The organism is Cellulomonas triticagri, assembly GCF_003696205.1.
In the GTDB taxonomy this organism is placed as follows: Bacteria; Actinomycetota; Actinomycetes; order Actinomycetales; family Cellulomonadaceae; genus Cellulomonas; species Cellulomonas triticagri.
Window position 1 is genome coordinate 1 of sequence record NZ_RFFI01000013.1, and the last position, 26,382, is coordinate 26,382.

General features: G+C 70.0%; 23 protein-coding genes. 14 read left to right on the top strand and 9 right to left on the bottom strand.

The genetic code is table 11. The annotated features are described in order from the left end of the window. Window positions 1-246 precede the first annotated feature (246 nt). The 6 genes from EBM89_RS03795 to EBM89_RS21020 all read left to right on the top strand — a co-directional run bounded on the left by EBM89_RS03795 (window position 247) and on the right by EBM89_RS21020 (window position 4,982). Window positions 247-618, top strand: a complete 372-nt coding sequence (locus EBM89_RS03795; RefSeq protein ID WP_122148134.1) for a hypothetical protein — start codon at window positions 247-249, stop codon at window positions 616-618. Further along, window positions 615-1,901 carry a S8 family serine peptidase gene (locus EBM89_RS03800; protein ID WP_122148135.1) on the top strand — a complete coding sequence of 429 codons (1,287 nt, stop codon included), beginning with the start codon at window positions 615-617 and terminating at the stop codon, window positions 1,899-1,901. Before EBM89_RS03795 ends, EBM89_RS03800 begins: the two co-directional genes overlap by 4 nt. After that, a complete protein-coding gene (locus EBM89_RS03805) occupies window positions 1,894-3,372 on the top strand; it encodes a hypothetical protein (protein ID WP_122148136.1) in 1,479 nt (492 codons plus the stop codon). Before EBM89_RS03800 ends, EBM89_RS03805 begins: the two co-directional genes overlap by 8 nt. A gap of 171 nt (window positions 3,373-3,543) precedes the next feature. Beyond that, window positions 3,544-3,867: a hypothetical protein gene (locus tag EBM89_RS03810; protein ID WP_147463437.1), complete on the top strand. Its 324-nt coding sequence runs from the start codon at window positions 3,544-3,546 to the stop codon at window positions 3,865-3,867. Window positions 3,868-3,918: 51 nt separating this feature from the next. Then, complete coding sequence (locus EBM89_RS03815; protein WP_122148138.1) at window positions 3,919-4,740, top strand: hypothetical protein; 822 nt, start codon at window positions 3,919-3,921, stop codon at window positions 4,738-4,740. A gap of 101 nt (window positions 4,741-4,841) precedes the next feature. After that, window positions 4,842-4,982, top strand: a complete 141-nt coding sequence (locus EBM89_RS21020; RefSeq protein ID WP_158609471.1) for a hypothetical protein — start codon at window positions 4,842-4,844, stop codon at window positions 4,980-4,982. 83 nt (window positions 4,983-5,065) lie between these two features. On the opposite strand, the gene EBM89_RS03820 is transcribed toward EBM89_RS21020, so the two are convergent. The 6 genes from EBM89_RS03820 to EBM89_RS03845 form a co-directional block, all read right to left on the bottom strand. Continuing rightward, a complete protein-coding gene (locus tag EBM89_RS03820) occupies window positions 5,066-6,175 on the bottom strand; it encodes a substrate-binding domain-containing protein (protein WP_122148139.1) in 1,110 nt (369 codons plus the stop codon). 128 nt (window positions 6,176-6,303) lie between these two features. Next, the gene (mmsB, locus tag EBM89_RS03825) at window positions 6,304-7,599 is read right to left on the bottom strand and encodes a multiple monosaccharide ABC transporter permease (protein ID WP_122148140.1); all 1,296 of its coding nucleotides are present in this window, start codon (window positions 7,597-7,599) and stop codon (window positions 6,304-6,306) included. Window positions 7,600-7,631: 32 nt separating this feature from the next. Beyond that, entirely contained in the window at window positions 7,632-9,179 is a 1,548-nt protein-coding gene (gene mmsA, locus EBM89_RS03830) for a multiple monosaccharide ABC transporter ATP-binding protein (protein ID WP_122148141.1), read from the bottom strand. Between the two features lie 258 nt (window positions 9,180-9,437). Beyond that, window positions 9,438-10,244: an ATP-binding cassette domain-containing protein gene (locus EBM89_RS03835; protein ID WP_122148170.1), complete on the bottom strand. Its 807-nt coding sequence runs from the start codon at window positions 10,242-10,244 to the stop codon at window positions 9,438-9,440. A gap of 16 nt (window positions 10,245-10,260) precedes the next feature. Then, window positions 10,261-11,436, bottom strand: coding sequence for an ROK family transcriptional regulator (locus EBM89_RS03840; protein ID WP_122148142.1), 1,176 nt, complete (start codon window positions 11,434-11,436; stop codon window positions 10,261-10,263). Window positions 11,437-11,629: 193 nt separating this feature from the next. Then, entirely contained in the window at window positions 11,630-14,332 is a 2,703-nt protein-coding gene (locus EBM89_RS03845) for a translocation/assembly module TamB domain-containing protein (protein WP_147463438.1), read from the bottom strand. Window positions 14,333-14,749: 417 nt separating this feature from the next. Here EBM89_RS03845 and EBM89_RS03855 point away from each other — a divergent pair, with 417 nt between their 5' ends. Then, window positions 14,750-15,910 carry an HNH endonuclease gene (locus tag EBM89_RS03855; protein WP_122148145.1) on the top strand — a complete coding sequence of 387 codons (1,161 nt, stop codon included), beginning with the start codon at window positions 14,750-14,752 and terminating at the stop codon, window positions 15,908-15,910. A 190-nt stretch (window positions 15,911-16,100) separates the two neighbouring features. Beyond that, complete coding sequence (locus tag EBM89_RS03860; RefSeq protein WP_122148171.1) at window positions 16,101-17,321, top strand: aldose epimerase family protein; 1,221 nt, start codon at window positions 16,101-16,103, stop codon at window positions 17,319-17,321. A 79-nt stretch (window positions 17,322-17,400) separates the two neighbouring features. On the opposite strand, the gene EBM89_RS03865 is transcribed toward EBM89_RS03860, so the two are convergent. Further along, complete coding sequence (locus EBM89_RS03865; RefSeq protein ID WP_233571521.1) at window positions 17,401-18,426, bottom strand: hypothetical protein; 1,026 nt, start codon at window positions 18,424-18,426, stop codon at window positions 17,401-17,403. Between the two features lie 25 nt (window positions 18,427-18,451). After that, entirely contained in the window at window positions 18,452-20,149 is a 1,698-nt protein-coding gene (locus tag EBM89_RS03870) for an HsdM family class I SAM-dependent methyltransferase (RefSeq protein ID WP_369408620.1), read from the bottom strand. Window positions 20,150-20,560: 411 nt separating this feature from the next. Between EBM89_RS03870 and EBM89_RS03875 the strand changes: the two genes are divergently transcribed. The 3 genes from EBM89_RS03875 to EBM89_RS03885 all read left to right on the top strand — a co-directional run bounded on the left by EBM89_RS03875 (window position 20,561) and on the right by EBM89_RS03885 (window position 22,160). After that, window positions 20,561-21,067: a hypothetical protein gene (locus tag EBM89_RS03875; protein ID WP_147463439.1), complete on the top strand. Its 507-nt coding sequence runs from the start codon at window positions 20,561-20,563 to the stop codon at window positions 21,065-21,067. 132 nt (window positions 21,068-21,199) lie between these two features. Beyond that, on the top strand, window positions 21,200-21,739 hold the full coding sequence (locus EBM89_RS03880; protein ID WP_122148148.1) for a hypothetical protein: 540 nt from the start codon (window positions 21,200-21,202) through the stop codon (window positions 21,737-21,739). Window positions 21,740-21,875: 136 nt separating this feature from the next. After that, entirely contained in the window at window positions 21,876-22,160 is a 285-nt protein-coding gene (locus EBM89_RS03885) for a hypothetical protein (RefSeq protein WP_122148149.1), read from the top strand. A gap of 54 nt (window positions 22,161-22,214) precedes the next feature. On the opposite strand, the gene EBM89_RS03890 is transcribed toward EBM89_RS03885, so the two are convergent. Then, entirely contained in the window at window positions 22,215-22,928 is a 714-nt protein-coding gene (locus EBM89_RS03890; protein WP_122148150.1) for a hypothetical protein, read from the bottom strand. A 187-nt stretch (window positions 22,929-23,115) separates the two neighbouring features. On the opposite strand from EBM89_RS03890, the gene EBM89_RS03895 reads away from it, so the two are divergent. The 3 genes from EBM89_RS03895 to EBM89_RS03905 are packed head-to-tail and all read left to right on the top strand — an operon-like array spanning window position 23,116 to window position 26,365. Beyond that, a complete protein-coding gene (locus EBM89_RS03895; RefSeq protein ID WP_122148151.1) occupies window positions 23,116-23,418 on the top strand; it encodes a type VII secretion target in 303 nt (100 codons plus the stop codon). Next, the gene (locus EBM89_RS03900; protein WP_122148152.1) at window positions 23,418-25,775 is read left to right on the top strand and encodes a hypothetical protein; all 2,358 of its coding nucleotides are present in this window, start codon (window positions 23,418-23,420) and stop codon (window positions 25,773-25,775) included. The genes EBM89_RS03895 and EBM89_RS03900 overlap by 1 nt, the downstream gene beginning before the upstream one ends. After that, window positions 25,772-26,365, top strand: coding sequence for a hypothetical protein (locus tag EBM89_RS03905; protein ID WP_122148153.1), 594 nt, complete (start codon window positions 25,772-25,774; stop codon window positions 26,363-26,365). Before EBM89_RS03900 ends, EBM89_RS03905 begins: the two co-directional genes overlap by 4 nt. Window positions 26,366-26,382: the final 17 nt, after the last annotated feature.

Genomic DNA, 26,382 nt, shown 5'->3' on the forward strand with positions numbered 1-26,382 from the left:
GCTGACCGACATGAAGGCGCTGCTCGCCGACGTGGGCCGGGCCGTGTCGACCTCTGGTGAGGACTACCAGTCCACCGAGCGGTCCAACGCCGCGCGCTGGTGAACCACCCACCCCGGGCACTGCCCGGGGTGCACAGCACGACCCGCGCGGTCGCGCCCCCTCGCTCGCAGGTGAGGACGGGCGCGACCGCGCGGTCATCGCGTCGCAGGGGGCGACGCGTCACGAACTCACGCGGAGGACAGCACGTGGCAGGGGACGTCGAGCTCAACGTCGCGGTGGTCGACGGCAACATCAACCGGCTGATGCAGTTGCACGACCTCGTCGACCAGCTCGAGATCCGGCTGTCCAGCATCCGCGACCGGCAGGGGGCCGGGGTCTGGACTTCCATGCCGGAGGTCGCCACGTTCCGGAGCCGGTACCGCAACGCGATCGTCCAGGCCGAGGACGAGCTCGTGTGGTTGCGCGGACAGCTCGAAGACGCACGGCAGGCGCTCGAGGGCAGCCTGCGCTCCCACCAGCTCCAGGACGAGGCCGTCGAGCAGCGGCTCACCGCTCTCGCCGCCCGGGTGGACGGTGGGACCCCGTTGTCCTCCAGCAGCTCGAGGTCGTTCGGATGAGCCGGGCATTCCAGCGGATCGCGATGCCCGCGGGCGCCGCGCTCCTCGTCGCCCTTGCCGCCGCTCCGTCCGCAGCGGCGGCCCCCGACGACGCCCCCGGACTCTGGTACTACACGCAGCCCGGGCTCGAGCAGGTGCACGAGCGGACGACCGGCGAGGGCATCACGATCGCGATGCTCGACACCGCGATCAACCCCGACGTTCCCGAGCTCGTCGGAACCGGCCTGGAGGTCCACGAGCCGAGCTACTGCGCAGCTTCGGAGGGTGGGCCTGCCCTGCCCGCGACGACGACCGGACCGCTCGCCCAGCACGCGACGAGCATCGCATCGATGCTGGTCGGCAGCGGAAACGGTGTGGACGGCCAGCCAGGGGTCCGTGGCGTGGCGCCCGGAGCGAAGCTGATCGCGTTCGCCAACCTCAGCATCGCTGAGGACAGGGCCTGCCTCGCGACCGCCGACCAGGTCGGCACCCGCGCCGCGGCTGTCTCCTTCCGCGACGCCGTCGCGTCCGGGGCCAACATCATCAACGTCTCCGCGACGCTGGACATGGATACCGACGACTACGTCGCAGCTCTCCGTGAGGGCGTGATCGTCGTCGGTGCGGCGGGGAACACCGGCGGGATTGTCACCGGCTGGCCCGCGACGCTGAACGGTGCCGTGGCCGTGGGCACCGCCCGTCCGGACATGACCCTCGATCCGGGAAGCCCGAGCGGGCCGGAGCTCGGAGTCATCGCTCCGGGCGCTGAGGTCCGCTGCCTCGACGGCACGTTCGCCACGTACGCGTACTGCACAGGGTCGTCTCAGGCGACGGCTTACGTGTCGGGCGCACTGGCTCTCGTCTGGTCCGCGTACCCGGACGCCACGGCGAACCAGATCCTGCAGTCGCTCGTCCGCAACACCGACGGTGAGGCCGAGCACGAGCCTGTTCACGACGAGAGCTGGGGCTACGGGGCCGTCAACGTGCGGCTCATGCTCGAGTCCGACCCGACCTCGTACCCGGACGTCAACCCGTTCATCCGCACCGGGCCCGACGAGATCCCCTCGGCCTCGGCGCTCCTCGCGGAGACGGCACCGGAGGCCCCGGCGAACCCCGCTCCGAACAGCGACGCTCCGAGCACCGACGACCCCCAGGAAGCCGGACTTCCGGGAGGGGTGATCACGGCCGTCGCAGTCGTCGTGCTCCTCGCGCTCGTCGTCGCCGGCGTACTGCTGGTGCGCCGCCGGTCCGCGACGGCACCGACCCACCACGCACCGTCGACCGACCGAGGGGGACACCGTGGGTGACCGCGCGGACGCTCTGAAGCTCAGCCTGCACGCCGACCTCAACGCGATGGACGCGACGAGCCGCGACCTCGCGGCCGCGGCCGACGACGTGATCGCCACGGCACGGTCCCTGTCGGGGGTGAAGGACAAGCTCGGCATGGGCGGTCTCAGCGGGGACGCGGCGAGTGCCCGGATCGCGAGCATCGCTGGCGACATCAAAGGGCTCGCCCAGTACCTCGATGGCCTCCAGGCGGTCGCGGACGAGTCCCAGCGGGCGATCATCGCTGCCCAGCGGTCGTACCGGGATCTCCCCGACGGCGAGATGAGCTGGGCGGAGCGTGCCGCGTTCACCGCCGGAGGCGCGGTCGTCATGGGGCCGGCCGGCGCGGTCGGTGGCACGCTCGCCGCGAACACGCTGTCGGACCGACGTGAGCAGGCTCGTGAGCGAGAGGCCTCGCGCGCCCTGAGGTCGCTGGAGTCGGGCCTGGGCGCCATCACGATGCCGCGGATCTCTCGCGGTGGGATCGACCCGATCCCGCAGCCGCCGGTCCCCGAACCGCCGACCCCGCAGGGCGGCTCCACGTCGACCCGCACCCGCTCCGGCGACTGGAACGTCCGCGGCACGACCCCGACCGGGGGCGGGGTCACCTCGGTGCCCGCGTCGCCCGCCGTCGCTCCCACCTCGCCTGGCTGGCAGCCCCCGGTCTCGAGCGGGATCGACACCGGGCTCGGCGGTGGGTCAGGCTCCGGATCCGCAGGCCCCGGCAGCGGATCGGGCGTGGGTGTCGGGATCGGTTCCGGTCCGGGGAGCGGATCCGACGGCGGCACCATCGGTGGAACGGTGCCGGGTCGTGGTGACGGCAGCTCGTCGGACGGCGCCGTCGGTGGCACCGTTCCGGGAGGGAATGGTTCCGGCGGTGGGTTCCTCGGTGGTTCCGGTGGTCCCGGCGGTGCGGGCGCCGGCTCGGGTTCGCTCGGTGGCGTCGGTGCGGGTGGCATGGCCGGTGGCCTGGCCGTCGGTGGCGCGGCGCTCGGCGCGGCGGGCCTGAGTCGCCTGGTCGGCGGCGGAGCCGGTGCCGGGGGCTTCGGTGGCGCCGGGGCCGCGGGCGGTGGCTCGTTCGGTGGTGGCACGTTCGCCGCCGGCGGTGGTCACGGTGCGGGGGCTGCTGGTACCCAGCGGGGCGCGGCCGGGTCCGGCCTGTCCGGCTCGACATCGGCGCTCGGGCAGGGCTCGCAGACCGGCGCTGCCTCGGGTGCCGCGTCGGGTACGCGCTCCGGCAGCGGCATGATGGGCGGCCCCATGGGCGGTGGCGGTGGTGCCGGTGCGTCGAAGGACGCGAAGCGTCGTGCCTCGGGCGGGCTGCTCGCCCCGAACATCGACGTCGAGGAGGGTGCCGAGCGCCCTGACCTCGGCGCCGGTGCGGGTGCCGGTCGTCGTGACGCGCTGAACGCTCCGGTCGTCACCGCAGACGCTGCTGACGACGAGTGGTGAGTGCTCGGCGACGGCGCGTGCGCCTGCCTCCAGCACCGTCGCCGGTCCGGTACTGGGGCTCCGCCGCGTCACCGAGGTCACCCCAGGACCTCGCGGAGTCTTGCGGAGATCCATCTGCTCCGCGACTGCCCGGCGCAGCGGTGGGGGTTCGGACAGCTCATCGTCAGGCAGATGCTGGACCTCGAGCCCACGAGCTTCCCGGACACCAGCCCGTTTCTTGACGACCCGGACAACTTCCCCGCCGCGGAGAAGGTCACCGGCGACGCGTCAGCGAACGAGCAGTCATCGACGGAGGCCCCGCCGTTCGCGGCTCCCGAACCTGGCGTCGAGCCTGACGAGGATGCCTCCACCTCGTCGTTGCTGTGGCTCGTGGGCGGGGCCGGTGTCGTTCTCGTCATCGCGCTCGCGGTCGTGGTCGCCACGCAGCGGCGCACCAGGACCCGCGTGACGGCCACGGGTCATCGCGACACCGACCACGGAGGGAACCATGGGTAGCCAGGCAGGTCGCCTCGGGCGATCTTTCGAGGCCGTGGGGGTACGGCTCCGGTGACCGCGGCTTCCGACGTCTCAGACGGGCTCAGCCGGGTCCGCGAGCGTGCCACGGTCGTGGGGCTGATCGCGTTCGGCGTCCTCCTGGTGGTAGCCGGACGGGCCGAGATCTCCGCGATCGTCGTCGGGGCGTGGCTCGCCGCTGTCGGCGTGCTGCTGCAGGTCGGCCGGGTCCTGCGGGACCGCGAGGTCCGCGGGACCGGTCGCCGCGGCCGGATCGCGACCCGCACGCTGGCCGGCGAGCCGGCGACCGTCCTGCACGAGCACCCCGGCCGCCACGTGTTCGCCGCCGCGTTCTCCGCACTGGCGGCCGCTCCGTTCGTCGCGATCCTGCTCGTCTCCGCGCCTGGGGACGCGGAGACCGGTAGTAGCGAGCTCGCCGGGGTCGTGGTGCTCCTGGTGGTGCTGCTCGTGCCGGTCGCGATCGTCGTCGGCGGTCAGATGCGCCGGGCTCTCCGCGCCGGGATCTGGCTGACGCCGGCCGCCTTGGTGGTGCGCGAGCGCGACGTGGAGAGCCGGGTGCGGTGGAGCGACATCCGCTGGGTGCCCGACCAGCACCACCCGGCAGGCCCGATCTGGGTCATGGTCGGGGACGAGGCGGCGGTGACGGTCGCCGCCCGCCGACGGCGGGACCGGACGCTCCGTGCGAAGCTCCGCGGCGTGCCGATCCGGACCGGCATGTACGCGCTCGACGCGCCCGAGCTCGTCGCGCTCCTGCGTTCGTGCCAGCAGCCGGGCGTCGCCGCGCGGCTGGGGTCGGACGCCGGGCTGGCGCTGGTGCGCGGTGCGCGCCGGGTCGGGCCGGTGATCGCGCCGTGACCGCCGGGCGGTGCTCCGCCTCGATGCATCGGTGCGCGCCACGCACGAGCGACGGGCATCCGCGTGACTGGGTACCCGAACCCGCACCTACGCTCGATCGCGTGCGCGTGATCGACGGCAGCCTGGGCTCCTTCGCCGCGGCGGTGGTGTCCGCGACCGACGGGGTCGACCCCAGCGCCCTGAGCTCCGCACACGTCAGCTCGCTGGCGCAAGCCCGCGTGGGGTCGAGGCGCGATCGCTGAGCTGGCGTGAGGGTCGCGCAGCGCGCGAGGGGCGGACCCCCGACAGGGCCCGCCCCTCGCCTCGACCGCGAACCCCCGCAGCGTCAGCCCTGCGTCAGCGGCGCCAGCGTGTCGTCGTCCTTGTACACGTCGGCCGCGTTCTCCTTGGTCACGATCACCGGCGTCAGCAGGAACGACGGCACGACCTTGACGCCGTTGTCGTACGACTCGGTGTCGTTGATCTCCGGGTCCTCGCCCTTCTGCAGCGCCTGGATCTCCTTGATCGTCTGCGCCACCAGCTCGCGGGTGTCCTTGTAGATCGTCGAGTACTGCTCGCCGGCCATGATCGACTTCACGGACTCGACCTCGGAGTCCTGGCCGGTGACGACGGGGGTCTCCTTGCCGGCCTGCGACACGGACGTGAGCGCCGCGCGGCCGAGGGTGTCGTTCGGCGACAGCACGCCGTCGAGCTCGGCCGAGCCGTACGAGCCGGCCAGGATCGTGTCCATGCGCTTCTGCGCGTTCTCGGCCTTCCAGCCCTGCGTGGCGACCTGCTCGAACGAGGTCTGACCGGAGACGACCACGAGGGTGCCGTCGTCGATCTTCGGCTGCAGGATGCTCATGGCGCCCTCGAAGAACGGCGTCGAGTTGGCGTCGTCCGGCGAGCCGGCGATCAGCTCGATGTTGTACGGGCCCTCGCCCTTGCGCTCGGCGAGGCCCTGCAGCAGCGCCTCGCCCTGCAGGACGCCGACCTGGTAGTTGTCGAACGCCACGTACATGTCGACGGCCTCGGTGTTCTTCACCAGCCGGTCGTAGGCGATGACGTGGGCGCCGGAGTCGACCGCCGCCTCGAGCTGGGAGCCCAGCTGCGAGCCGTCGATCGCGCCGACGACGATGACGCTGGCGCCCTGCTCGGTCATGGCCTGGATCTGGTTCTGCTGCTCGGTCACGCCGCTGTTCGCGAACTGCACGATCGGGTTGAACCCGGCCTCGGTCAGCCCGTCCTTGAACAGCTGCTCGGCGAGCACCCAGTTCTCCGACGTCTTCTGCGGCAGGGCGACGCCGATGGTGGCGTCGGCCGCGAAGCCGCCGCCGCTCTCGGACGACCCGGCGGTCTCCTCGGTGGACGAACCGCCACGCTCGGACGAGCAGCCGGACAGGAGCAGTGCTCCGGCGGCCCCGGCGGCGACCAGCGCCGCAGTCAGCTTCTTCATGGGTGATGTCACTCTTCCTCGGTTGGGCACCCGCCGTTGGGTGCGGTCGAGCGTCGTGCCGGGGTCGGCACGATGGAGAACAGGAGTCGGGATCGGGGCCGCGGCGGCCCCGGGGGAGGCGCCGGGCGTCAGCTCCGCGCGAGCGTCTCGTTCTGCGACACCGGCACCGCGCCGGTGCCCGCGTCGCTGTCGTCGGACCCGGGTCCCTCCGGCCGACCGCGCCGGGCGCCCTTCATCAGCAGCCCGACGATCGACGGCCGGCCCTGGACCTTGTTGTAGACGTCGAAGGCGACCGCGGCGAGCAGCACCAGGCCCTTGATCATCTGGGTGCTGTCGGAGCCGACGCCCATGAGCTGCAGGCCGTTGTTCAGCACGGCCATCACCAGGCCGCCGATGAGCGACCCGACGACGGTGCCGACGCCGCCGGAGACCGCCGCGCCGCCGATGAACACCGCGGCGATCGCGTCGAGCTCCCAGTTGGTGCCGTCGAACGGCCCGGACGCGGTGGACCGGCCGATGAAGACGATGCCGGCCAGCGCCGCCAGCACGGACATGTTCATCATGACGAAGAAGTTGGTGCGGCGGATGTTGACGCCGGACAGCGCCGCCGCGACCTTGTTGCCGCCGACCGCGTACACGTGCCGGCCGGTGATCGTGCGGCTCGAGACGAAGCCGTACAGCAGGACCAGGACCCCGAGGATGACGCCGGAGACCGGGAACGAGGTGCCGACGCGGCCGCTGCCGAACAGCACCGTGGCGTAGGCGATGACCGCGCCGAGCGCGACCATCCGGGTCACCGACACCCACATCGGGACCGGGGTGCCGCCCAGGCGGCGGGCGGACCTGCGGCGCCGGAGCTCGCCGTAGACGACGCCCGCGACGGCGAGGATCCCGAGCAGCAGCGTCCAGTTGTTCAGCCCGGTGTTCGGGCCCCACTCGGGCAGGTAGCCGGCGCCGAGCGTCTGGATCTCCTTCGGGACCGGGACGGTGTTCGACTTGCCGATGTACTGGTTCGCCCCGCGGAAGAACATCATCCCGGCCAGGGTGGTGATGAACCCCGGGATGCCGACGTAGGCGACCCAGAACCCCTGCCAGGCGCCGATCGCCGCCCCGACCGCGAGGCCGAGCAGGATGCCCGCCCACCAGGGGATGCCCCAGTCCCGGATCGCCAGCGCCACGATGATGCCGACCACCGCGGCCACGGACCCGACCGACAGGTCGATGTGCCCGGCGATGATGACCAGCACCATGCCGATCGCCAGGATCAGCACGTACGAGTTGCCGTTGATGATGTTCTGCGCGTTGGTCGGCGTGAGCACCTTCCCGCCGGTCGCGATCTGGAAGATGATCACCAGCGCGATCAGCGCGAACACCATGCCGAACTGGCGGGCGCCGCCGCCGAACAGCTGCTTGAGAGACGTCATCGTCCGGTAGTCCTTCGTCGGGTTCCGCTGGATCAGTTCGTGAGGGCCGGGGCCGTGCCGGTCATGAGCCGCATCAGGCTCTCCTGGTCGGCCTGCTCCCGGTCGAGGACGCCGGTGACCCGGCCCTCGAAGATCGTGTAGATCCGGTCGCAGAGGCCGAGCAGCTCGGGCAGCTCGGAGGAGATGACGACGACGCCCTTGCCCGCGTCGGCGAGGCGCTGCACGAGGCCGTAGATCTCGTACTTCGCGCCGACGTCGACGCCGCGGGTCGGCTCGTCGAGGATCAGCAGGTCCGGCTCGGGGAACATCCACTTCCCGAGCAGCGCCTTCTGCTGGTTGCCGCCGGACAGCTTGGCGACGCCCTGCCGGACCGACGGCGTCCGGATGTTCAGCGACTTCCGGTAGTGCTCGGAGGCCAGGAACGCGGTGTCGGTGTCGAGGACCCGGTGCTTGGTGATCCGCTTGAGGTCGGCCGACACGATGGTGTCGAGGATGCTGTCCAGCAGGTTGAGCCCCTGGACCTTCCGGTCCTCCGGGACGTAGGCGATCTTGTGGTCGATGGCCTGCTGGACGGTGTGCAGCTCGACGGCCTGGCCGTCGATGAGGATCTCCCCGCCGCGGAACCGCCCGTACGACCGGCCGAAGATCGACCGCGCGAGCTCGGTGCGACCCGCGCCCATGATCCCGGCGAAGCCGACGATCTCGCCGTGCCGGACCTCGAACGCCGACCCCTTGCAGACCATCCGGTCCGCGACCGTCGGGTGCTCGACCCACCAGTCCCGCACCTCGAAGAACGTCTCCCCGATGTGCGGGGTGTGGTCGGGGAACCGGTGGTCGAGCGACCGACCGACCATGCCGCGGATGATCCGGTCCTCGTCGACCTCGCCCGCGCCGGCGTCCAGCGTCTCGACGGTCTTCCCGTCCCGGATGATCGTGATCGCGTCGGCGACGGCGGCGATCTCGTTGAGCTTGTGGCTGATCATGATGCTGGTCATGCCCTTGGCGCGGAGGTCGCGCAGCAGGTCCAGCAGGTGCGCGGAGTCCTCCTCGTTCAGCGCCGACGTCGGCTCGTCGAGGATGAGCAGCTTCACGTCCTTGGCCAGCGCCCGGGCGATCTCCACGAGCTGCTGCTGGCCGACGCCGATGTTCTTGACCTGCTCGTCGGGGGAGAGGTTGAGGTCGACGCGGGCGAGGAGCTCCGCCGCCTTCTCGCGGGTGGCGTCCCAGTCGATGCCGAGCGGCCCGGCGACCTCGTTGCCGAGGAAGATGTTCTCCGCGATCGACAGCTCGGGGATGAGCGCCAGCTCCTGGTGGATGATCACGATGCCGGCCCGCTCGCTGGACTTGATGTCCCTGAACCGGACCTCGTCGCCCTGGTAGACGATCTCGCCGGAGTAGGTGCCGTGCGGGTAGACGCCGGACAGGATCTTCATCAGCGTCGACTTGCCGGCTCCGTTCTCGCCGCAGATCGCGTGGATCTCGCGCTCGCGCACCGTCATCCGGACCTGGTCCAGCGCCTTCACGCCGGGGAAGGTCTTGGTGATCGACCTCATCTCGAGGACGACGGGGGTGTCCAGCATCGTGCCTGCTCCCTGTGCCGCGCTGCACGGCCGGCGTCGGTGCCGGTCTGTCGAGCTCGCGGTGGACGCTAGGACCGACGCCGCCTTCCCGTCAACCTCTGAAGGCAACCGGGCGCGGGTGCGTGATGCAATCGTGACCGGACGCGGGTCGGGTGGTAGGTATCTGGGCTCCGAGGGGCGGTGCGGGCGCTCGATCGGGCGCACCGGGCGGATTGCCCACAACTTCTGAAGGCAATCGTGCTGGGTGGTTGAACGCAGTCAGCGCGTCGCCCACGCCGGGCGGACGGCGCGGGTGGCCCCGGCGATGGCCCCGATGATCTCCTCCGGCGCCGACGTCGCCGCGTCGAACGACCCGTTGTTGCGGCCGTGCCGCAGCACCTCGATCCGGTCCGACACCGCCCGCAGGTCGGCCAGGTTGTGGCTGATGATGACGACGCCGAGGCCCATCTCGCGCAGCCGCTCGACCAGCATCAGCACCTCGGCGGTCTGCACGACCGACAGCGCGGCGGTGGGCTCGTCGAGCACGAGGATCCGCGGCCGCGTCGTCAGCGTCCGGGCGATGGCGACGGCCTGGCGCTGCCCGCCGGACAGCTCGCGCACGGGCGTCCGGACCGACGGCACCGTGATCGTCAGGTCCCGCAGGATCTGCGCCGACGCCAGCTCCATGCCGTCGATGTCCATCGGGCTGCGCTTCGAGGCGCGCAGCTCGCGGCCGAGGAAGATGTTCGCCGCGACGCTGAGGTTCTCGCACAGCGCGAGGTCCTGGAACACGGTGGAGACGCCGAGGGCGTGGGCGGCTGCGGGGTTCGGGCTGCTGACGGGGTCGCCGTCGATCTCCACGGTCCCGCTGTCGGGTTGGAGCACGCCGGAGATGATCTTGGCGAGCGTCGACTTCCCGGCCCCGTTGTCACCGACCAGGGCGACGACCTCGTGCGCGTGCACGGTGAGGTCGGCGTCGGTCAGCGCCTCGACGGCGCCGAACCGCTTGGTGACCTTGCGCAGGGCGAGCAGGGGCGGGCCGCCGGGGCTCGGCCGGCCCTGCGTCGCCGTCGTCGTCCACTCCACGTCGAGTGCCACGGTCTCAGTCTCCGTCCGGGCGGGCGAAAGTGGGGAGGGTTGTGCGGGTGTTTTCCAGCGCGAGCAGCACCGCGCCCATGGCCTCGGCGTTCGGGCCGAGCTCCGCGGCGACGACCTCGAGCGGCGCGATGTGGTTGAGCGGCACCCGACGGCGGATGGCCTCGCGCATCGGGCCGATCAGCAGCTCGCCGGTCTCCGCGAGCTCGCCGCCGACGACCACGCACTGCGGGTTCACGGCGATGGCCAGGCCGGCGACCACCGCGCCGATGGTGGCGCCGGCGTCCTCGACGACCTGGCGGCAGCCGGGGTCGCCGTCGTTGGCGAGGGCGACGATGTCGCGGAGCGTGAGGCTGCCTCTGCTGGCTCTGAGCACCTCGATGAGCGCGGGCGCGCCGACGACGGTGTTGAGGCAGCCGCGGCTCCCGCACAGGCAGACGTGGCCCTGGGCGTCGACCTGGACGTGGCCGATCTCGCCCGCGGTGCCGGCGAAGCCGCGGTGCAGGTTGCGCGCGAGGGAGACGCCGGCGCCCGTGCCGTGGGAGGCACGCACGTAGACGGAGTCCTGGAAGTGGCGGCTCGCGCCGAGGCGGCTCTCCGCGAGGGCACCGAGGTTGGCGTCGTTGTCGACGAACACCGGGACGCCGAGGCGCTTGGACATGACCTGGGCGACGGGGGCGTCGTCCCAGCCGCGGAGGATGCCGGGGACCGAGACGGTGCCGGTCGCGGCGTCCACCGGGGCGGGGAGGCCGATGCCGATGCCGAGGAGCTCGGGTAGTTCGGCGCCCACGCGGGCCAGGAGCTCGACGATGAGCAGGGCGGCGCGGTCGAGACTGGTGTCAGCGCGGTGCTCGTGAGGGAGGGGGAGGGCCTGCTCGACAAGGACCTGCTGGGCCGAGTCGGTGAGCGTGATGCTCATGTGTCTAGTGCCGACGTGCACGCCGGCCGCGAGGCCGGTGCGGTGGACCATCGTGACGAGCATGGCGCGGCGGCCGTTGTGGATCGTGGCCCGGACGTCTACCTCGCCCGCTGCCTGGAGCTCGCGGACGATGTTGCTGACCGTGGCGGCGGAGAGGCCCGTGGTGGAGGCGAGCTCGACCTGGGTGAGGCCGCCGTAGCGGCGGATGGAGTCGACGACCGTGGCGCGGTTGGCCTCGCGCAGGGCGGTCTGGGAGCCGGCCATGTTGTGGGGCCTCCCGTCCTGCTGCGCCGTTGCGGTGTGCTGGGGGGAGGCTACTCCGGCACGCCAGCGTGTCGGCACAAGGGGTGTACTCCACAGCTCGACGGGGGCTAGGAGCGAGAGCGGTCGGCCACGGGCGACGCAACTTGGTCGCCGGGCGCTGATCGAGCGACCGCATCCAAGGTTCGATTGACACCTAGTCCGCCCGTCTAAACAATCCCGCGAGAGCAGTCACTACCGCTGTAGCCAATGCCCACCCAAGCAGCACGAGACATACTGTAATCACTTGTGCCGACCCCTGCGGGACCCAGCGGGAATAGCCCAGGTCGATGAATGGGAGAACGGAGTCGAGCGAGTAATAGAGAGCGTTAAAGGGCGCGGGGGCTCCTTGGAGTTCTTGAAAGTGTGCCGTCGGTCCGTGGGGCAGCCTAGTGAGTCCGAACGACGCAAGTGCGATCAATGCCGCGAGCCACACCACGGCGAGCAGCGGTCTATACCCGTACGCGACGGTCCAGCGCATAATCAGGCTGCCCAAATAGCGGAGGGGCCGACTCCAGCGAGAGCCGGACTGCACGCGTCGAAGGTGTTCAGAAACGATGAGCAACTGTCGTGCTTCGCGATCGTGGCCGCCGTCCCTCATGCGCTCGGCGAGATGCTTGAATGAAGCGGGTGTGTAACCCGAGGGATCGCTTCGAAGCCACTTTATGCGCTCCGCGATCGAGATGCGACCCGGGCCCGCGGACAGCTGACCGAACTTCGCGCCCAATAGGCGACACGGGAAGCGGATCGAACGAGGCGCATCCGACCATATGGCGATCCGCGAGAAGGCAAAAGAGGCGACGCCTTCCATTCTCCGGGGAGCCCAGAATAGCGTCCCACCCACGTCGATGCTTTCGGCTTCGATGGCGGAGTGTTCTCCCGGGCGCTCAAATGTCGACCCTTTGAGGGAGAACTGCGACGCGACTCGAGCTCCAACGAGCCGGACGGAGCCCCTCGATACGAAGTTCTGACCCAGGCGGACGTTCGTAGCGCGCAAGCCATCCGCCAGAAGCGACACATCGTCAGGATTATCGAGGCGGGCCCCCTCCAGCGCAACCTGACCCGAAACTGAAGCGTCGACGAGTCGGATTTGACCGGAGATGGTGGTGCCGTGCGTCATGACCAACGAGCCGCGAAGCTTCAGGAAGTCAGCGCTAATTGCGAGCGCGCCCGGGTTGCGAACCCGGGCGCCTGTCATGATGATGCTATCAATCGACGCGCCGGTCAGCCAGATACTTCCGTCTGTCGCGAAGCCCTGCCCGAGCAACAGTTCCTCGTCAATCTGTACGCTGTCCAGATTTAGCGCTACCGCGTCGCGATTGCGGAGCACTGCGGCTTTGAGCACCAGTTGGCCGCCTATGTGTGCCCCATGCATCCGGACTTCCCCGTTGGTTTCGAGGCGTTCGGCCATTATGTCGCTCGATACCTGGGCGCCATCCAGGGCGAGGGCGTGCGGTATGCCGTATAGGCTCGAGCCCGCGAGCAGCAGCTGGCCGTCGAGGGTGGCACCGGAAGCGCGGATGCCGCCGAAGCACACCAGCCCGGCTGCTATAAGCCGGCCCGAGATCTTGACGCGGTCCGCGGCGATCGCGACTTCGGAGGCACTGCGGATCCAAGACGAGACTAGGATCAAGTCGCCCGATATCCCAGCGAGCGCCATCTGAATGCGCCCCTCGACGTGGGCATGCTGCAGCTGTAGATCGCCGCCGATTTGTGCTTGCTCTGCCTCCAGCGCAATATGGCCTTGAGCGTGCAGCGCCGAGCCGCCGAAATGCACTCTGCCGGCGACGCGAGAGTGGGAGATTCGAACCGTTCCGACAGCTTCGACGCCGTGCGCCAGCAAATCGCCTTCGATTCGCATCGAGTCGCCATTTAGGGCATCGCCGTGCTCGCCCGTCAGAACGGAATCGACGAAGTTCGCGGTTCCATTCACCTGGACGTTCGAGAGGTTGAGCTCTCCGAGGGAGCGGAGCCCGTTACAGAACAGGTCTCCGTCGATTCGTGCGCGCGTTAGTGTCAGTGGACTGCCTAGCGGGGAATTGAGCCGGGCATCCGTCAGGACAAGTTGGCCACTTATTTGGGCGCCAGGGAATCGAGTTTCTCCTGCGACGGTGATCCGGTGCGCGAAGAAGCCGCCTCGCACGATGGCTCCGTCGAGACTGATCGCGTCACCGGTGCTATTGTCTACATGGGCGTCGTTCATGGACACGTCGCCACCGACCGAAGCGCGAAGGAGCCTAATCTCACCATCGCTGCGGACATTATCCAGGTCCGCGCGACCTTCAATGTTAATCCCGTCGGCGACGATCGCTTCATCCCCGTTTAGAGGAAGAAAAGCGGAGCCGTCCAGAGTTAGGGTTCCACCAATGCGGGAATTCATCATTGACAACTGCCCGCGAATTGTGGATCGGTCGCACGTAAAGTCGTGCGAGACCTGGAGATTTCCTGCCTCGATGCCCGACTCGACGAGGCATCGATGAAGTCGAACTGAGCGAAGATGCGCTGATCTGAAGTCTAGCGGCTCGTCCGAACGTAGCCAGCAGCGCCATAGGACAATATCGGTCTCGCTCTTGATGGCTGTCCAGTCGAGATTGCCGATGATCTGCGCGTTCATGAGAACGAGCTTCCTGGGAGTCGCCGATCCTGCTGGCAGGCCCAAAGCGGCCGGGTCCTCAACCGCCAGAAGCGCGGCAATCAGCTCGCCGCGGACGGCGTCGGCGCGGGGCCATGCGACGTCGCTGGGTATCAAAATCGTGGGGTCGGAAGCATGCGGATAGGAGCTGTGCGGTCGCCCATTGGCGAAGTCCCGGATCAGGGCGTTTTCGGCGACCGTGGGACTAAGTGAGCTGATCGAGGCCATGAGCCTTCTTCGGCGAAGTGGAGAACATCGAGCGCAGCATGCGCAACAGGGTCACTCAGCAGGAACAGTGTCGGCGAGCTTCATGATCGTAGGACTCCGAAGTCAACATCTGGGCTTGGCGGGCGTTGTGTCACTCGTTTGGTCGAGGCGAGCTGCCTGATCTCTCGCGCACTGGAGATTCACCTGCTTCCAAGCGAGCGTGAGTCAGGAGCCCGGGAGGGTCCGCGTGCGTTGGCGACGCGCCGCTCGCACTGGCGCGCCGGATGTGGGCGCGCCAACGGGGCAGGAGAGCGTTTCTGCTGCTCAAGTCGCGTCTCCATGCGCCGATGAGGTCACTGCAGCGTTAGTAAACCTCGCGGTCGACATCGTCATCGCGACTGGCGGGGCTGCGCACGGACCAGCGCTTGGGGGCGTCGCATGGCTTACCTGTCCGACCTGACCGACTCCGCTGCGGTCGAGGACGCGATCGACGAGTTTCGCATGGTCGGGCGCGAGGCCTTCCTGGAGCGGTACGGGTTCAGGAAGAGCCAGGACTACTTCGTGATCGCGGACGGCGAGCGCATCGACTCGAAGCCGGTCGTCGCGGCGGCATACGGCCGGCAGTTCCCGGAGCGGGGACCCCTCAAGGCGCGGCAGTTCTCCGGGGGTGCTTCCGGGGCGGCCAGGACGCTACGCCGCCTCGGATTCACGGTGGCGACGGTTGCGGAGGTGCGCCCTCCCGTCGTTGGCGAAGAACACCCGAGTCGAACGGATGTCTACGACTTCTACGGCGGTGACAAGGTCGGGGGAGTGGTCACGCTGCCGGGCGACAGTACCGTCAACGTCTTCTCGGACGCGGACGGCCCTTACGAGGACGACCCGCCAACGATCACCGAACCGTTCGGATACCGCGGACAGGGTCTGGAGGGACCTCAGAAGCTCAGTCAGCGCGGCAACGCACTACTCGAGAGCGCTCGTGTGGCGCAGGAGGCGGTTCGCTTCTGGCATCGTCCCAGCGGCGGCTCCTTCACGTTCCGGACGTGGTGCGTGGTCTTGGGCCGGACGTGGGTCCACGACCAGCAGCGGGCTCAACTCCAGTGGATGCTGCAGGCGGTACCTGGGCCGGAACGGGGCGATTGGCCCGACGCTCTACAGCTAGCGCTTGATGAGGCCGCAGCGCTGGCTGAGGACGAGGTGATCGGGCCCGAGGCAAAGCCGGATCCGACCTATGCCGAGCTGGTCGATCGAGTCGAGTCGCGAGGGCAGGGGCGGACGCGCCTGGGTGCACCGCGCCTGGACTACCCCCGCAGCGCTGCCGCCCGCCGAGCCGTCCTTGTTCGTTCAGGAGGCAGCTGCGAAAGCCCGCGGTGCACCGGGATGCCTGCCGAGCGCAACCGCAGCGACGAGCCCATTTTGGACGTGGATCACATCAAGGATCTCGCCCGTGGGGGCGACGACCACCCACGCAACATGATCGCGCTCTGCCCGAACTGTCACGCGTGCAAGACCCGAGGAGACACCCGCCGATGGCGCGCCGAGCTCGCCGTTGTCGCTGCGGCCGCAAACGAGCGAGCTCTGCACACCGCGTCCGAGGCCTGAACGTTGGCCGGCGCCTAAGGCGCGGAGGCGTTGACCGACGACGCGGACGAGTCCTAGCGTCGATCCCGACCGCATCGCCCCTCCGGGCCCCCGACCCCCTCCACGTCACGCACCAGGGTCGCCGCGCCGCGGGACACCGACGTCCCAGGGGCGACGCCGGTGGACGTGGACAGGGGGGGGTCACATGCGCATGCGTCAGCTCCGTCGCGGCCTCACGGGCGTCGTCGCCCCGCTCGCGGTCGCCGCAGTGCTCGTCTCGGGTGGTCCAGCCGCCCAGGGAGCCGAGGACAGCACCGACCGTTGGGGTGGTGACAAGGGCGGCGGGCACCACGACACCGCCACCATCACCTCCGAGCCCTGGGGCACCATCGAGGACGGCACCGCCGTCGAGCGGTACACCCTCAGCAACAAGGGCATGACGGTCCGGATCCTCACCTACGGCGGCATCATCCAGTCGCTGGAAGTCCCGGACCGTCGCAGCAACCCGGTCAACGTGGTCCTCGGGTTCAGCGACCTCCAGGGCTACCTCGACGGCAACAACCCCGGCCCGTACTTCGGCGCGCTGATCGGCCGGTACGGCAACCGCATCGCGAACGGCCAGTTCGAGCTTGACGGCACCACGTACGACCTGCCGATCAACAACGACCCGAACAGCCTGCACGGCGGGTTCGAGGGCTTCGACACCAAGGTCTGGACCGCGACGCCGATCCCGGGGAACCGCAGCGTCGGCCTCCAGCTTGACTACCGGAGCGTCGACGGCGAGGAGGGGTACCCGGGCAACCTCGACGTCCAGGTCACGTACACGCTGACCCGCGACCAGAAGCTCGAGATCCACTACACCGCCGAGACGGACGCCCCGACGGTCGTGAACCTGACGAACCACACGTACTGGAACCTCCAGGGCGAGGGCACGTCCTCGATCCTCGACCACGAGCTCACGCTGCCCGCCAGCGGCTACACGCCCGTCGACTCGACGCTCATCCCCACCGGGGAGATCGCCGACGTCACGGACACGCCCATGGACTTCCGGTCCGCCACGGCGGTCGGCGAGCGCATCCGCGAACCGTTCGAGCAGCTGTTGTTCGGGCAGGGCTACGACCACAACTGGGTGCTCGACCGGCCCGACGACGGCAGCCTCCAGCTCGCCGCACAGCTCCGCGACCCCGACTCCGGGCGGACGCTAAAGATGTGGACCACCGAGCCGGGGATCCAGTTCTACTCGGGCAACTTCCTCGACGCGACGCTCGTCGGGACCAGCGGCCAGGTGTACCGGCAGTCCGACGGGCTGGCGCTCGAGACGCAGCACTTCCCGGACTCACCGAACCAGCCGCAGTTCCCGTCGACGACGCTGCGGCCGGGGGAGACGTACGACACCACGACGGTGTTCGACTTGTCGCGCGGGCGTAGGTGAGCTCACTCGTGGGCGGCGCGGGCAGTTGTTTTGCGCCGCCCACGGGCACGTCGCGCGTCACTGCCTCGCGAAGCTGTGACTAGGGCGCTGTACTCGTCGCCGTGACATCTGGCGTGGGGGCGAGCGCACGTCGCAGGTCTCGGGCTCGTTTGTGCAAGTTCACGGGCGTCGCATCCAGAACGTGCTCGACCATCGCCGCGAGGAATCGAGCGGGCGACAGGTTCGCGGGCGTGCGCGCATGGTCGATCCGCACCTTGGGCAGCCACTTGAGGTCGTTCTCGATCAGCGCGTCAGCGACGACGAGCGGCTCGTCCTCGTCCTCGTCGTCCGGCTCAAGGCCGGCCGACACGGCGCGGTCCTCGTCGTCAGCTCCGTTATCACCCGGGGGAAGCACTTCGTCTCCATACTCGACCAAGACCACACACGTAGCGTGGTACGCGTCGTCTTCTCGGCCGAGCTTCGCCAGGAGGTCCAGGAGCCAATCCGCTGTGGCGGGCTCCTTGTCGAACACGTCGTTACGAAGGCCGAAGACGAATCCGAGCGCTGCCATCGGGTGCCGAAGGCGCAGGTTCTTCGCGTCGCCGTACGACTCCTCGACGCGGTTGGGGGCGTTCTTTCCGTACGACGAGTCCATCCGCTTGGTCGAGATGAGGACCTCGGGACCGGTGTGCCAGTCTGTCAGGATGACATCAACTTGCTTCAAGTAGTTTTTCCCCAGGATCGACGCCGACGAGTGCGTGACGTTTTTGACGTTCCCCGTCTTCGTCAGGCGCGCGAGGAGCTCCGCCTGCAACGTGGCGGGAAGCGCACCCTTCTCCAGCAGCTTCGCCACAGGCGCAGGAAGGATTCTCGGATGGGTCGCGCGCGGCCAGACCGCGTCCTTATCGAAACCCGCCCGGCGCAGCTCATAGGCGATCCAGACATCGAGCGCAAGAGCCGGAACGCCGGTAGTGGTGGCGGCACCCAGGAGAAGCGGCACCCCGAGCAGGCGCTGGAGGGTATCGAAGTCGGGCTCGTATCGGAGGGCACCGGTCGTGTCGATCACCCACGGGTTCGAGTACTCACCGTGTACAGCGGCCTCGTCGACGATGCTGTCGAACAGCACCCACGCGCGCTGCTTGCTCGAAGAGTTAGCGCCCACTGCTCGCCCTCACCGTCCGGCGACGGGCGAGTTCGGCTCGCGCACCTCTCACGTGTGACATCTGCTCTCCCGTGATGTGTCCAGCATCGACTAGCAGGACCCTATCGACTAGGGCGACCGCGTCGAGGAGCTTTCCCGCCTGGAGCTTGCGCGCCACGACGTTGCGAACCGCGCGCAACTGCGATGCACGTGCCTCCACGAGTGCGGGCGAGGGCATCGCCCACACGTCAGCCTCCTTGGGCTCGAGCTTGAGGATCCCGCCGCCGTACGCCCGTCCAACCATCTCGGCGTTGAGGAGCGTGAGCGAGTTGAGGCTGGCCAGCGGCAAGAGCTCCGAGCCAAGGTCGCGATGACGGGGCGCGAGGTAGACCCCGTGAACGGAGTTGAGGTGGTGAGCGCCGGCGCGGTTGGTCGTGAGACGCGGAGTATCGGCGTTCATGCACGTCAGGAGTAGGTCCGCGGGCTTTACGATCGGGACGCGGTACCACGGCTTTCGGACCCGACACTTGTACGCCTCATGGACAGCCGTCTTCTCTCCAGCTTCGATGTACGCCTGAGCGAAGGGCGACGGCTCGTCGCGGGGGTAGAAGAGGTACGTGGCCTTCCCTGCCTGTCCGAGCCTGGTGAGCTTGTCGCGCGTGAGATCGAGGCCGCGGAGATGAGACGAACCGGGCGGTGACAGCCGTAGGAGTTCGCTCCTACGAAGCCCGAGCCGCTTCGCGGCCGCCGGCGAGAGGGTGAAGAAGTGGTTCGCTCCGGTGACGATGCCGAGGGTGGTGTCTCCCCAGGTCTCGAGATCGACAAACGCGCCCTCGCCACGGAGCTGGCGAAGGGGCTCAGTTGCGTGCGGTTCGACGAGGGAGCCCGTCCATTTGTCGGCCGGGTCTCTCGGCGCCCAAGGCTGGCCGCTGCCCAAGTCCGTCAGCGCTGCGGCGTTTCTCGCCAGACGGATCACGGCATGGTCGGTCGGCCCTGCGCGGTAGCCGCTAGCCAACAAGAGGACGACGTCTGCCTCGGCTTCCGGGAAGACCTGCTCGTCGAACAGCACCAGCTCCACGGACTGAAAGTGCTTGAAGAGGAACTGGCGCACGGGTGCCGCGTAGTTGACTGCCAGCAACTCGGCAGGCAAGACGAAACCGAGACGTCCGCCGTCCTTCAGGAACGCCGCTGAGTGCACTGTGAAGGCGGCCCAGCTGGACGCGAGTCCGGACAGAGCCACCCCCGCGCGAAGTGCCGCCGCGCGTGATCGAGTGCGGAAGTCGCCAGTCCAATCCTGATAGCGGACGTACGGCGGATTGCCTATAACGGCGTCGTAGGTCGGAGTTGGTTCGACGAGGAAGAAATCGGAGACCTTGATGCGTGCACGTCCTCCGGCTTCCCGGACCCGCTCCTCTCCGATGCGGGCGGAGTGCTCGTGGATCTCGACTCCGTCGATCACCGGTTCGCGCGAGGAGTCCCCAGACAGATTACGGAGACGATGAACTGCGGCCACGAGGAAAGCAGCATCGCCTGCGGACGGCTCCAGGACGGAGTCGTTTTTCGAGGTGATGGCCCATGTGGCAACGAACCGGGTGACCTCGTCCGGGGTGAAGAACGCGCCCCGGGCTTTGCGCGCAGCCGGAGAATCGGACGGGTCTTGGGAGGGAACTGGGGGCACCACAACCCCATCATCCCTCAACCCACCCACATGACGGTCATCGCGCGGCGACGGTCATGTGGTCGGTTCTCGGCCACAGCTCACGTCGTCGGGGCGAACGACTAAGCGGTGGAGTTCGGCGAGGCGGTCCCGGGCGGCGGACGCCTTCGCGAGTGCTGGCGCTGGATCTCTGCGGCCGAGCAGACCCGGCTATCGTCGAACGTCTGTGTGGGCGTGTTCGTGTGCTGCGCGACGAGACGCGGGACGGCGCGGGGTACCCGGGGCGTCGACTCTGGCTCGCGTGACGGCGCGCAGTCGGTCCGTGGCGGGGACGTCGTCGTCCGTATCGATGATCGTCCGTGCGATCGCCGAGTCGGATGCCGCTGATCTGCGCGCACGCCGATGGGCTCGGCTCCGCGACACGTCGGCGCCGACGACCACCGTGCCTGAGGAGAACGATCGATGACCCCGCCCACCCGCCGCGCCACCGGCCTCGCCCTGGCGGCCGTGCTTGCTGCCCTGCTCGGCGGATGCAGCCCCGGATCCGCTGACGCCCCCGCCTCGAGGAGCACCGTGCCGAGCGGTGCCCCGACCAAGGCCGGCACCGGGGAGACCCGCCACGACCTCGAGCCCCTGACGACGCGCATTCCCGCGCTCACCCAGGTGGACGAGGCGACGTGGATGAGCGGGACGCTCGGCGACGAGGACGTGCCGGGTCCCTCGCTCTCCTGGATCGACGCAGTCGTCACGTTGCCGGCGGGCGTCGCCGACGGGCTGCGCTCCTCGATGGAGCTGACACCGGCCACGGTGGCCCCGGGCGTGGTCGACGGGCTGCGCGGCGCACTGCCGACCGGTGGCCTCGTCGAGGGGCCAGCCCTTGACGAGGCGTTCTCGTCCGACGGCTGGCAGTCGACCGCGTACCTGGAGGCGGACGGTGACACGCTGGTTCTGCTCGTCGTGGGGGAGTAGCGCCGCGCGCACGAGCCCCCCACCGCCTGGAAGACTCAGCTCCGTGCCCATCACCGCGACCACCCGGACCTCGGCCTCCGGCCGTTCCGCATGACCGTCGGCCCACCGTGCTGGGTCTGTGCCGAGACCGCGATGTCCGGCCGGCGCGAGCCCCTCGTCGCCGACGACGTCGGGACCTGGTTCCGCGTGTGGCGCTGTTCTCGGTGCGGCACGTTGTGGCGGGAGGACGAACGGCGCGCCCTGCCGATCGGTGAGACGGAAGCCGATGAGGTGTACCCGGTCTGGCGCGACCTGGAGCGGTGGGTCGTCACCACGCCGCTCCCGCTCGTGCTGCAGCAGTACCGCGCGGGTCAGCTGGGGGATCGGCTGTGCGTCCTGGCTCTGCTGCACCACGACGTCCTCGGAACGGACCAGGCGCCCGAGGACCCGACCACCCAGGTGCTGTACAGCTCGCCGGAGGCGGCCGTCGCGGACGGCCGTGACCCGGCGGCGTTGTCGTGGGGCTCGGTCGCCCGACGTCTGAGGTGTGCTAGCGGCCGCCGCCGGGTGGTGTTCGATCCGGCCTCGCCGTGGTGGTGCGACATGAACGACTGGGTGATCGAGTACCTGGACGCGAACGGTCGGCGCACCGTGACGGAGGCGGACCGTCGGCGGGGCGGCGACGCGACCTGAGGTCGTCGTCCGACCGACCGAAGGGTGCTCGCGCGCAGCGGTATCGTCGCCGGCACCGGGCTCGGCCCGGCGTTCTGCCGCATCCGGGGGGACGACCCGCGCACCGAGCTGCGCCCATCACTCGGAGGACCGACCCGTGAAGCCACTGCTGTCGAGCCGGTGGCTCTGGCCGGTCGCGGCGAGCCCCGCGCTGGTCATCGGGATCCCTATCCTCGTCGGCGGGGGAGCGCATCGCGTCGTCGCCGGTGCGGCACTCGTCCTCGGGTGGGCACTGACGCTGCCGTTCGGTGCTGCCGAGCGCCGGTGGCGGGCGAGTCCGACGCCGCGGCTCCAGCTCGTCGCCGCGGGATGGGCTCTGCTCGTGATCGTGGTGATCGTCGGCGGCCTGTGGTGGGGGATGTCGCTCGACCCCGCAGCCTGACCGCCGACGCCCGCACACGCCCAGCGAGGACGACCGTCTCGACCTCCGTCAGCCTCACGCGCCGGGGGACTCGGCGAGCCGGGCGGCGAGCCCGACCCGGTCGCTGGAGACGGCGAGCACCGCGGCCTCGGGGTGGCGCGGGCTCCACCAGATGCGCACGGGGTCGCCGGTGCGGGGCTGCAGGTCCTTGGACGAGACCTCCTCGACGCCCCAGCTGCTGCCTGGCACGTCGGGTGAGGAGGCGGTGATCAGGTAGCGGTGCGGGAACCCTGACCCGGCGACGCCGCGCACCTCCAGGGTGCCCTCCACCGAGCGGTGGTCGGCGAGGAGCGCCTCGAGCGGGGGCCACCAGGTCGCGCGGGCTGCGGAGCCCAGGTGCGCGCACCAGGCGAGGCCCAGGAGGACGACCGCGGCTGTCCCGGCGACGACCATCGAGCCGCCCACCGCCACCGCCCCGACGACGCCTCCGGCGGCGCCGACGACGTAGGTCAGCGGGTGCCCCCGGAGGTAGCCCGCGAGCGCGGTCGCCGCGAGGCCCACCCCGATGACCACGAGCACCGCTCCGTCGGCTCCTTGAGCCAGGAGGGCGACGAGCGCCGCCAGGACGACCCCCAGCGTGAGGCCGACGGCGACACGGGCCCGCGGAGGCCGCAGCTCCTCGACCGCACGCGCGGGGAACGTGTCCAGGTCGGTCCCGGAGGGCTGGACGACGAGCAGGACGGGCGCTCGCCGCCACGCACCGAGGAGCGGGGACCGGAGGGCGGGCACGGGAGCATCATGGCCCATGTGGTTGGGCCGGGGTCGCCCCCGCCGCGGCGCGACCGGGCCGATCCCGCGGGCACCCACCCGGGCGTCCCACGGTCGGGGCAAGTCCGCCCCCTCGCCTCGCGTCATCCCCTACCCTCGACAGCACAGCAGGTCAGCGACGCGGCCGCGTCGGAGCCAGGGGGTAGCAGTGGGAGAGGTCGGTCCCGCCGAGGTGCGTCGCGCCGCCGGCACCATCGAGTCCGTCGCGCGCACCGTGCGCGCCGAGGTCCCGGACGAGGTCGGCCAGGTCGGCGGCGCGCTCGCGGGCAGCGCCAGCGCCGGTGCGGGCAGCAGTCTCGCAACCGCCTGGACCGACGCGTACACGCGCTGGGCCACCGCGGCGGACACGCACGCGCAGTCCATGCGCGCGTCCGCCGACTCCTGGGCAGGCACCGACCAGGCCGTCGTGGACCGGTTCGCCCAGCGCCTCGGCGGGATGGGGCCGGTCTGATGGTCTCCCCCTCGCAGCTCGCGTCGTGGCAGCCGGCCAAGCTGTCCGAGATCGCCGAGCAGGTGCTCGCGCACCGGCGTACCCTCACCGGCCTGCACGACGACCTCGACACGGGTGCCCCGCCCGCGTCGTGGACCTTCACGGACGCCACCCGGGCGCGCGCCGAGCACCACCGCCTGTCGGGCCTGCTGGCCACGCAGGTGTCCGAGACGGTCGGGGTCGTCGACGCGCTCGACACGGCGGTCTCCGCGATCACCTCGGCCAAGCACCTCCTTGAGGGCGCCATGCGCAGGGCCGGCGCCCAGGGGCTGAACGTCGACCACGGCACCGGTCGCGTCACCGTGGTCCGGAAGTTCGACGACGAGGACGAGCTCGACCTCGCCCGAACCGTCATGCACGAGGTCTCCGAGCAGATCGACACCGCCCTGCGGGACGCCGACGCCGCGGATCAGGCGCTGGCGGCGGCGCTCACCCGGGCGGCCACCACCGACGTCAACGACGTGGGCACCCTCGCCCAGCAGCAGGCGCTCCTCGACTTCGAGAAGCTCAGCCCCGCCGACCAGGTGGCGTACCTGCTCGACCACCCGGAGGCGTACACGCTGCTCGGCGACCACGTCTCGGACGCGGTCAAGGAGCAGGTGGGCGAGCGGATCGCCGACGACCTCGACCGGCTGGCCCGCCACCCCGAGGACTTCGCGGACTCCGACGCCGTCGCGCGCTACGGGCGGCTGCTCGACGCGTTCGGGGACGACCCCGGTGTGATGGCGCCGATGTACGAGCGGATCGGCCCGGACGGGCTGCTGGGAACGCTCAACGGCATCGGGTCGATGCTCTACGTCTCCTCCGGCGACCAGGGTCTCGCCCACCTCGCCGAGAGCCTGCGGGACGGCCTGGGTACCGCCAGCAAGGCGGCGGGCTTCGACGCGAAGGGCTACGGGGAGGACCTGGTCCGCTACGCCACGGTCACTGCCGGGGGCGACCGGCAGGACGCGTACTTCCGCGACTACCCCAGCACCGCGATGGGCGCGTCCGTCCTCGACTTCCTCCTGCGCGACGGCGACTACGGCGAGGAGTTCGTCCGCGGCGTCACCTGGCAGCTGGACGAGTTCGAGCGCACCGCCGGCACCCTCGGTGTGCAGACGTGGATGCACCACTCGGGCGACGGATGGCCGCTCAACGGCATCGGCGTCGACCCGGACCAGGTGATGGGCCGGTGGCCCGACCCGATGGCCGCCGCGATGGGCCAGCTCGGCGAGCACCCCGGGCTCGGGCTGGAGTTCTTCACCGAGGACGAGGGCCGGTACGAGCAGTACTTCTCCGAGCGCGACTGGAGCCGGGACGGCTTCGAGGGGATCTCCCGGGCCGCGCTCGGCATCGGGACCGACCAGGAGAACCTCGCGCAGCAGGGCCACGGCACGGGGATGTTCGTCTCGGAGTTCTTCGACCGCATCACGAAGAACCCGGAGTTCACGCCGGAGCACGCCGCCGCGGCGTCCGAGCCGATCGGCGACCTGCTCAAGCACTACATGCCGGCGGTGCAGTCGGCGGTCGGTCACGGGATGGGCGGAGACGTCCTCCCCGCTCAGGTGAAGACGCTCGACGACCAGCCGTATCTGCCGCTGGTGGAGTTCTACCCCGAGCTCGACCAGGGCGATCTGCTCAAGCTGATGAACGTCGCACTGAGCAGCGAGGAGGGCGTCGCCCGGGTCGCCGAGGGGATCGCCGGCTACCGCCAGACACTCCTCGAGGGATTCACGCAGGTGTACAGCTCGGTGGACGCCCCAGGTGCGCGAGAGGAGCTTTCCCGGCTGCTCAGCGACTCGGCCTCGTTGGAGGGCTACACGCAGCGACGCGTAGGCGAGGCCGCCATCGCAGGCGCGGTGTCCAAGGACCAGCAGGTGGCCGCGTTCACCAAGCTGGTCTCGGAGGCCGCCGGGCTGGTGCCGGTACCGTTCTCGTCCGAGGTCGGCGAGATCGCGGGACAGGCCGGGACCAAGCTGTGGAACACGGCCTGGGGGCACGTCCAGCAGCTGCCCACCGACCACATCACCGAGACCTTCGCGTCGAACGCGGCTGCCGAGGCCCAGCAACAGCGAGATGCGGCCGAGTCCAGCCAACGGGACATGGTCATCAACAGCTACCTCTCGATGGTCCAGGCTGGCGTGCTCGACGTCCCCGCCGACCGCCTCGACGTCTGGGCGCCGGGCGGTGAGCTCGTCTCGCTCGCGACGATCGCGCCCGAAGACCTGCCGTACTACCGAGGCCAGGTCGACCTGGCGATGAAGGGCTCGGTCGACCCGAAGTACCTCGAGCTCATCTACGAGTCCGAGTTCCAGCGATGGTTCGAGAAGTCATGAAGCGCAGGACGAAACTCATCGCCGGGGTCGGCGCGGGCCTGGCGGTCGCGGGTGGGGCACTCGCGTTCCTCCTCGTGCAGCCCGGCCCTGTGCTGCTCGACCCCGACGACTTCCCGGGCGTGGTCGCGTCGCAGCAGGGTGAGCCGGCTGTGCCACCGGGGTGGACGAACTGCGACCTCTCCGTCGGGGCGTGGCTGCGTGAAGGAGACCCTGACACGTTGCTGGACTTCGGCGACGGGAGCTGGGCGGTCGCGGCGATCGCCCAGCGACCCGAAGGCCGCAACCTCTATGCCGACGCCGACGCCTTCATCGCGCACCTGGAGTCCACCGCGGCGACCTGCGCGCAGTCCTCGAAGATCGACAACGGCTTCACGATCGAAGCGCTGCCGGACCTCGATCCCGGGGCTGTCGGCTGGCGGACCGGGTACCTGGACATCCCCCGCTGGGGTGAGTACGTCGTGATCCCGCTCGACGAGCGCCGCCTGCTCGCGGTCGGGTTCGAGACCAACCAGGAGGAGCCTCCGGTCGACATGGACCGCCTGGTCGAGCTCGCGAAGCAGGGCGCCGAGCAGTTCCCGGCCGAGGAGTGACCGCGCGGTCTGGCGAG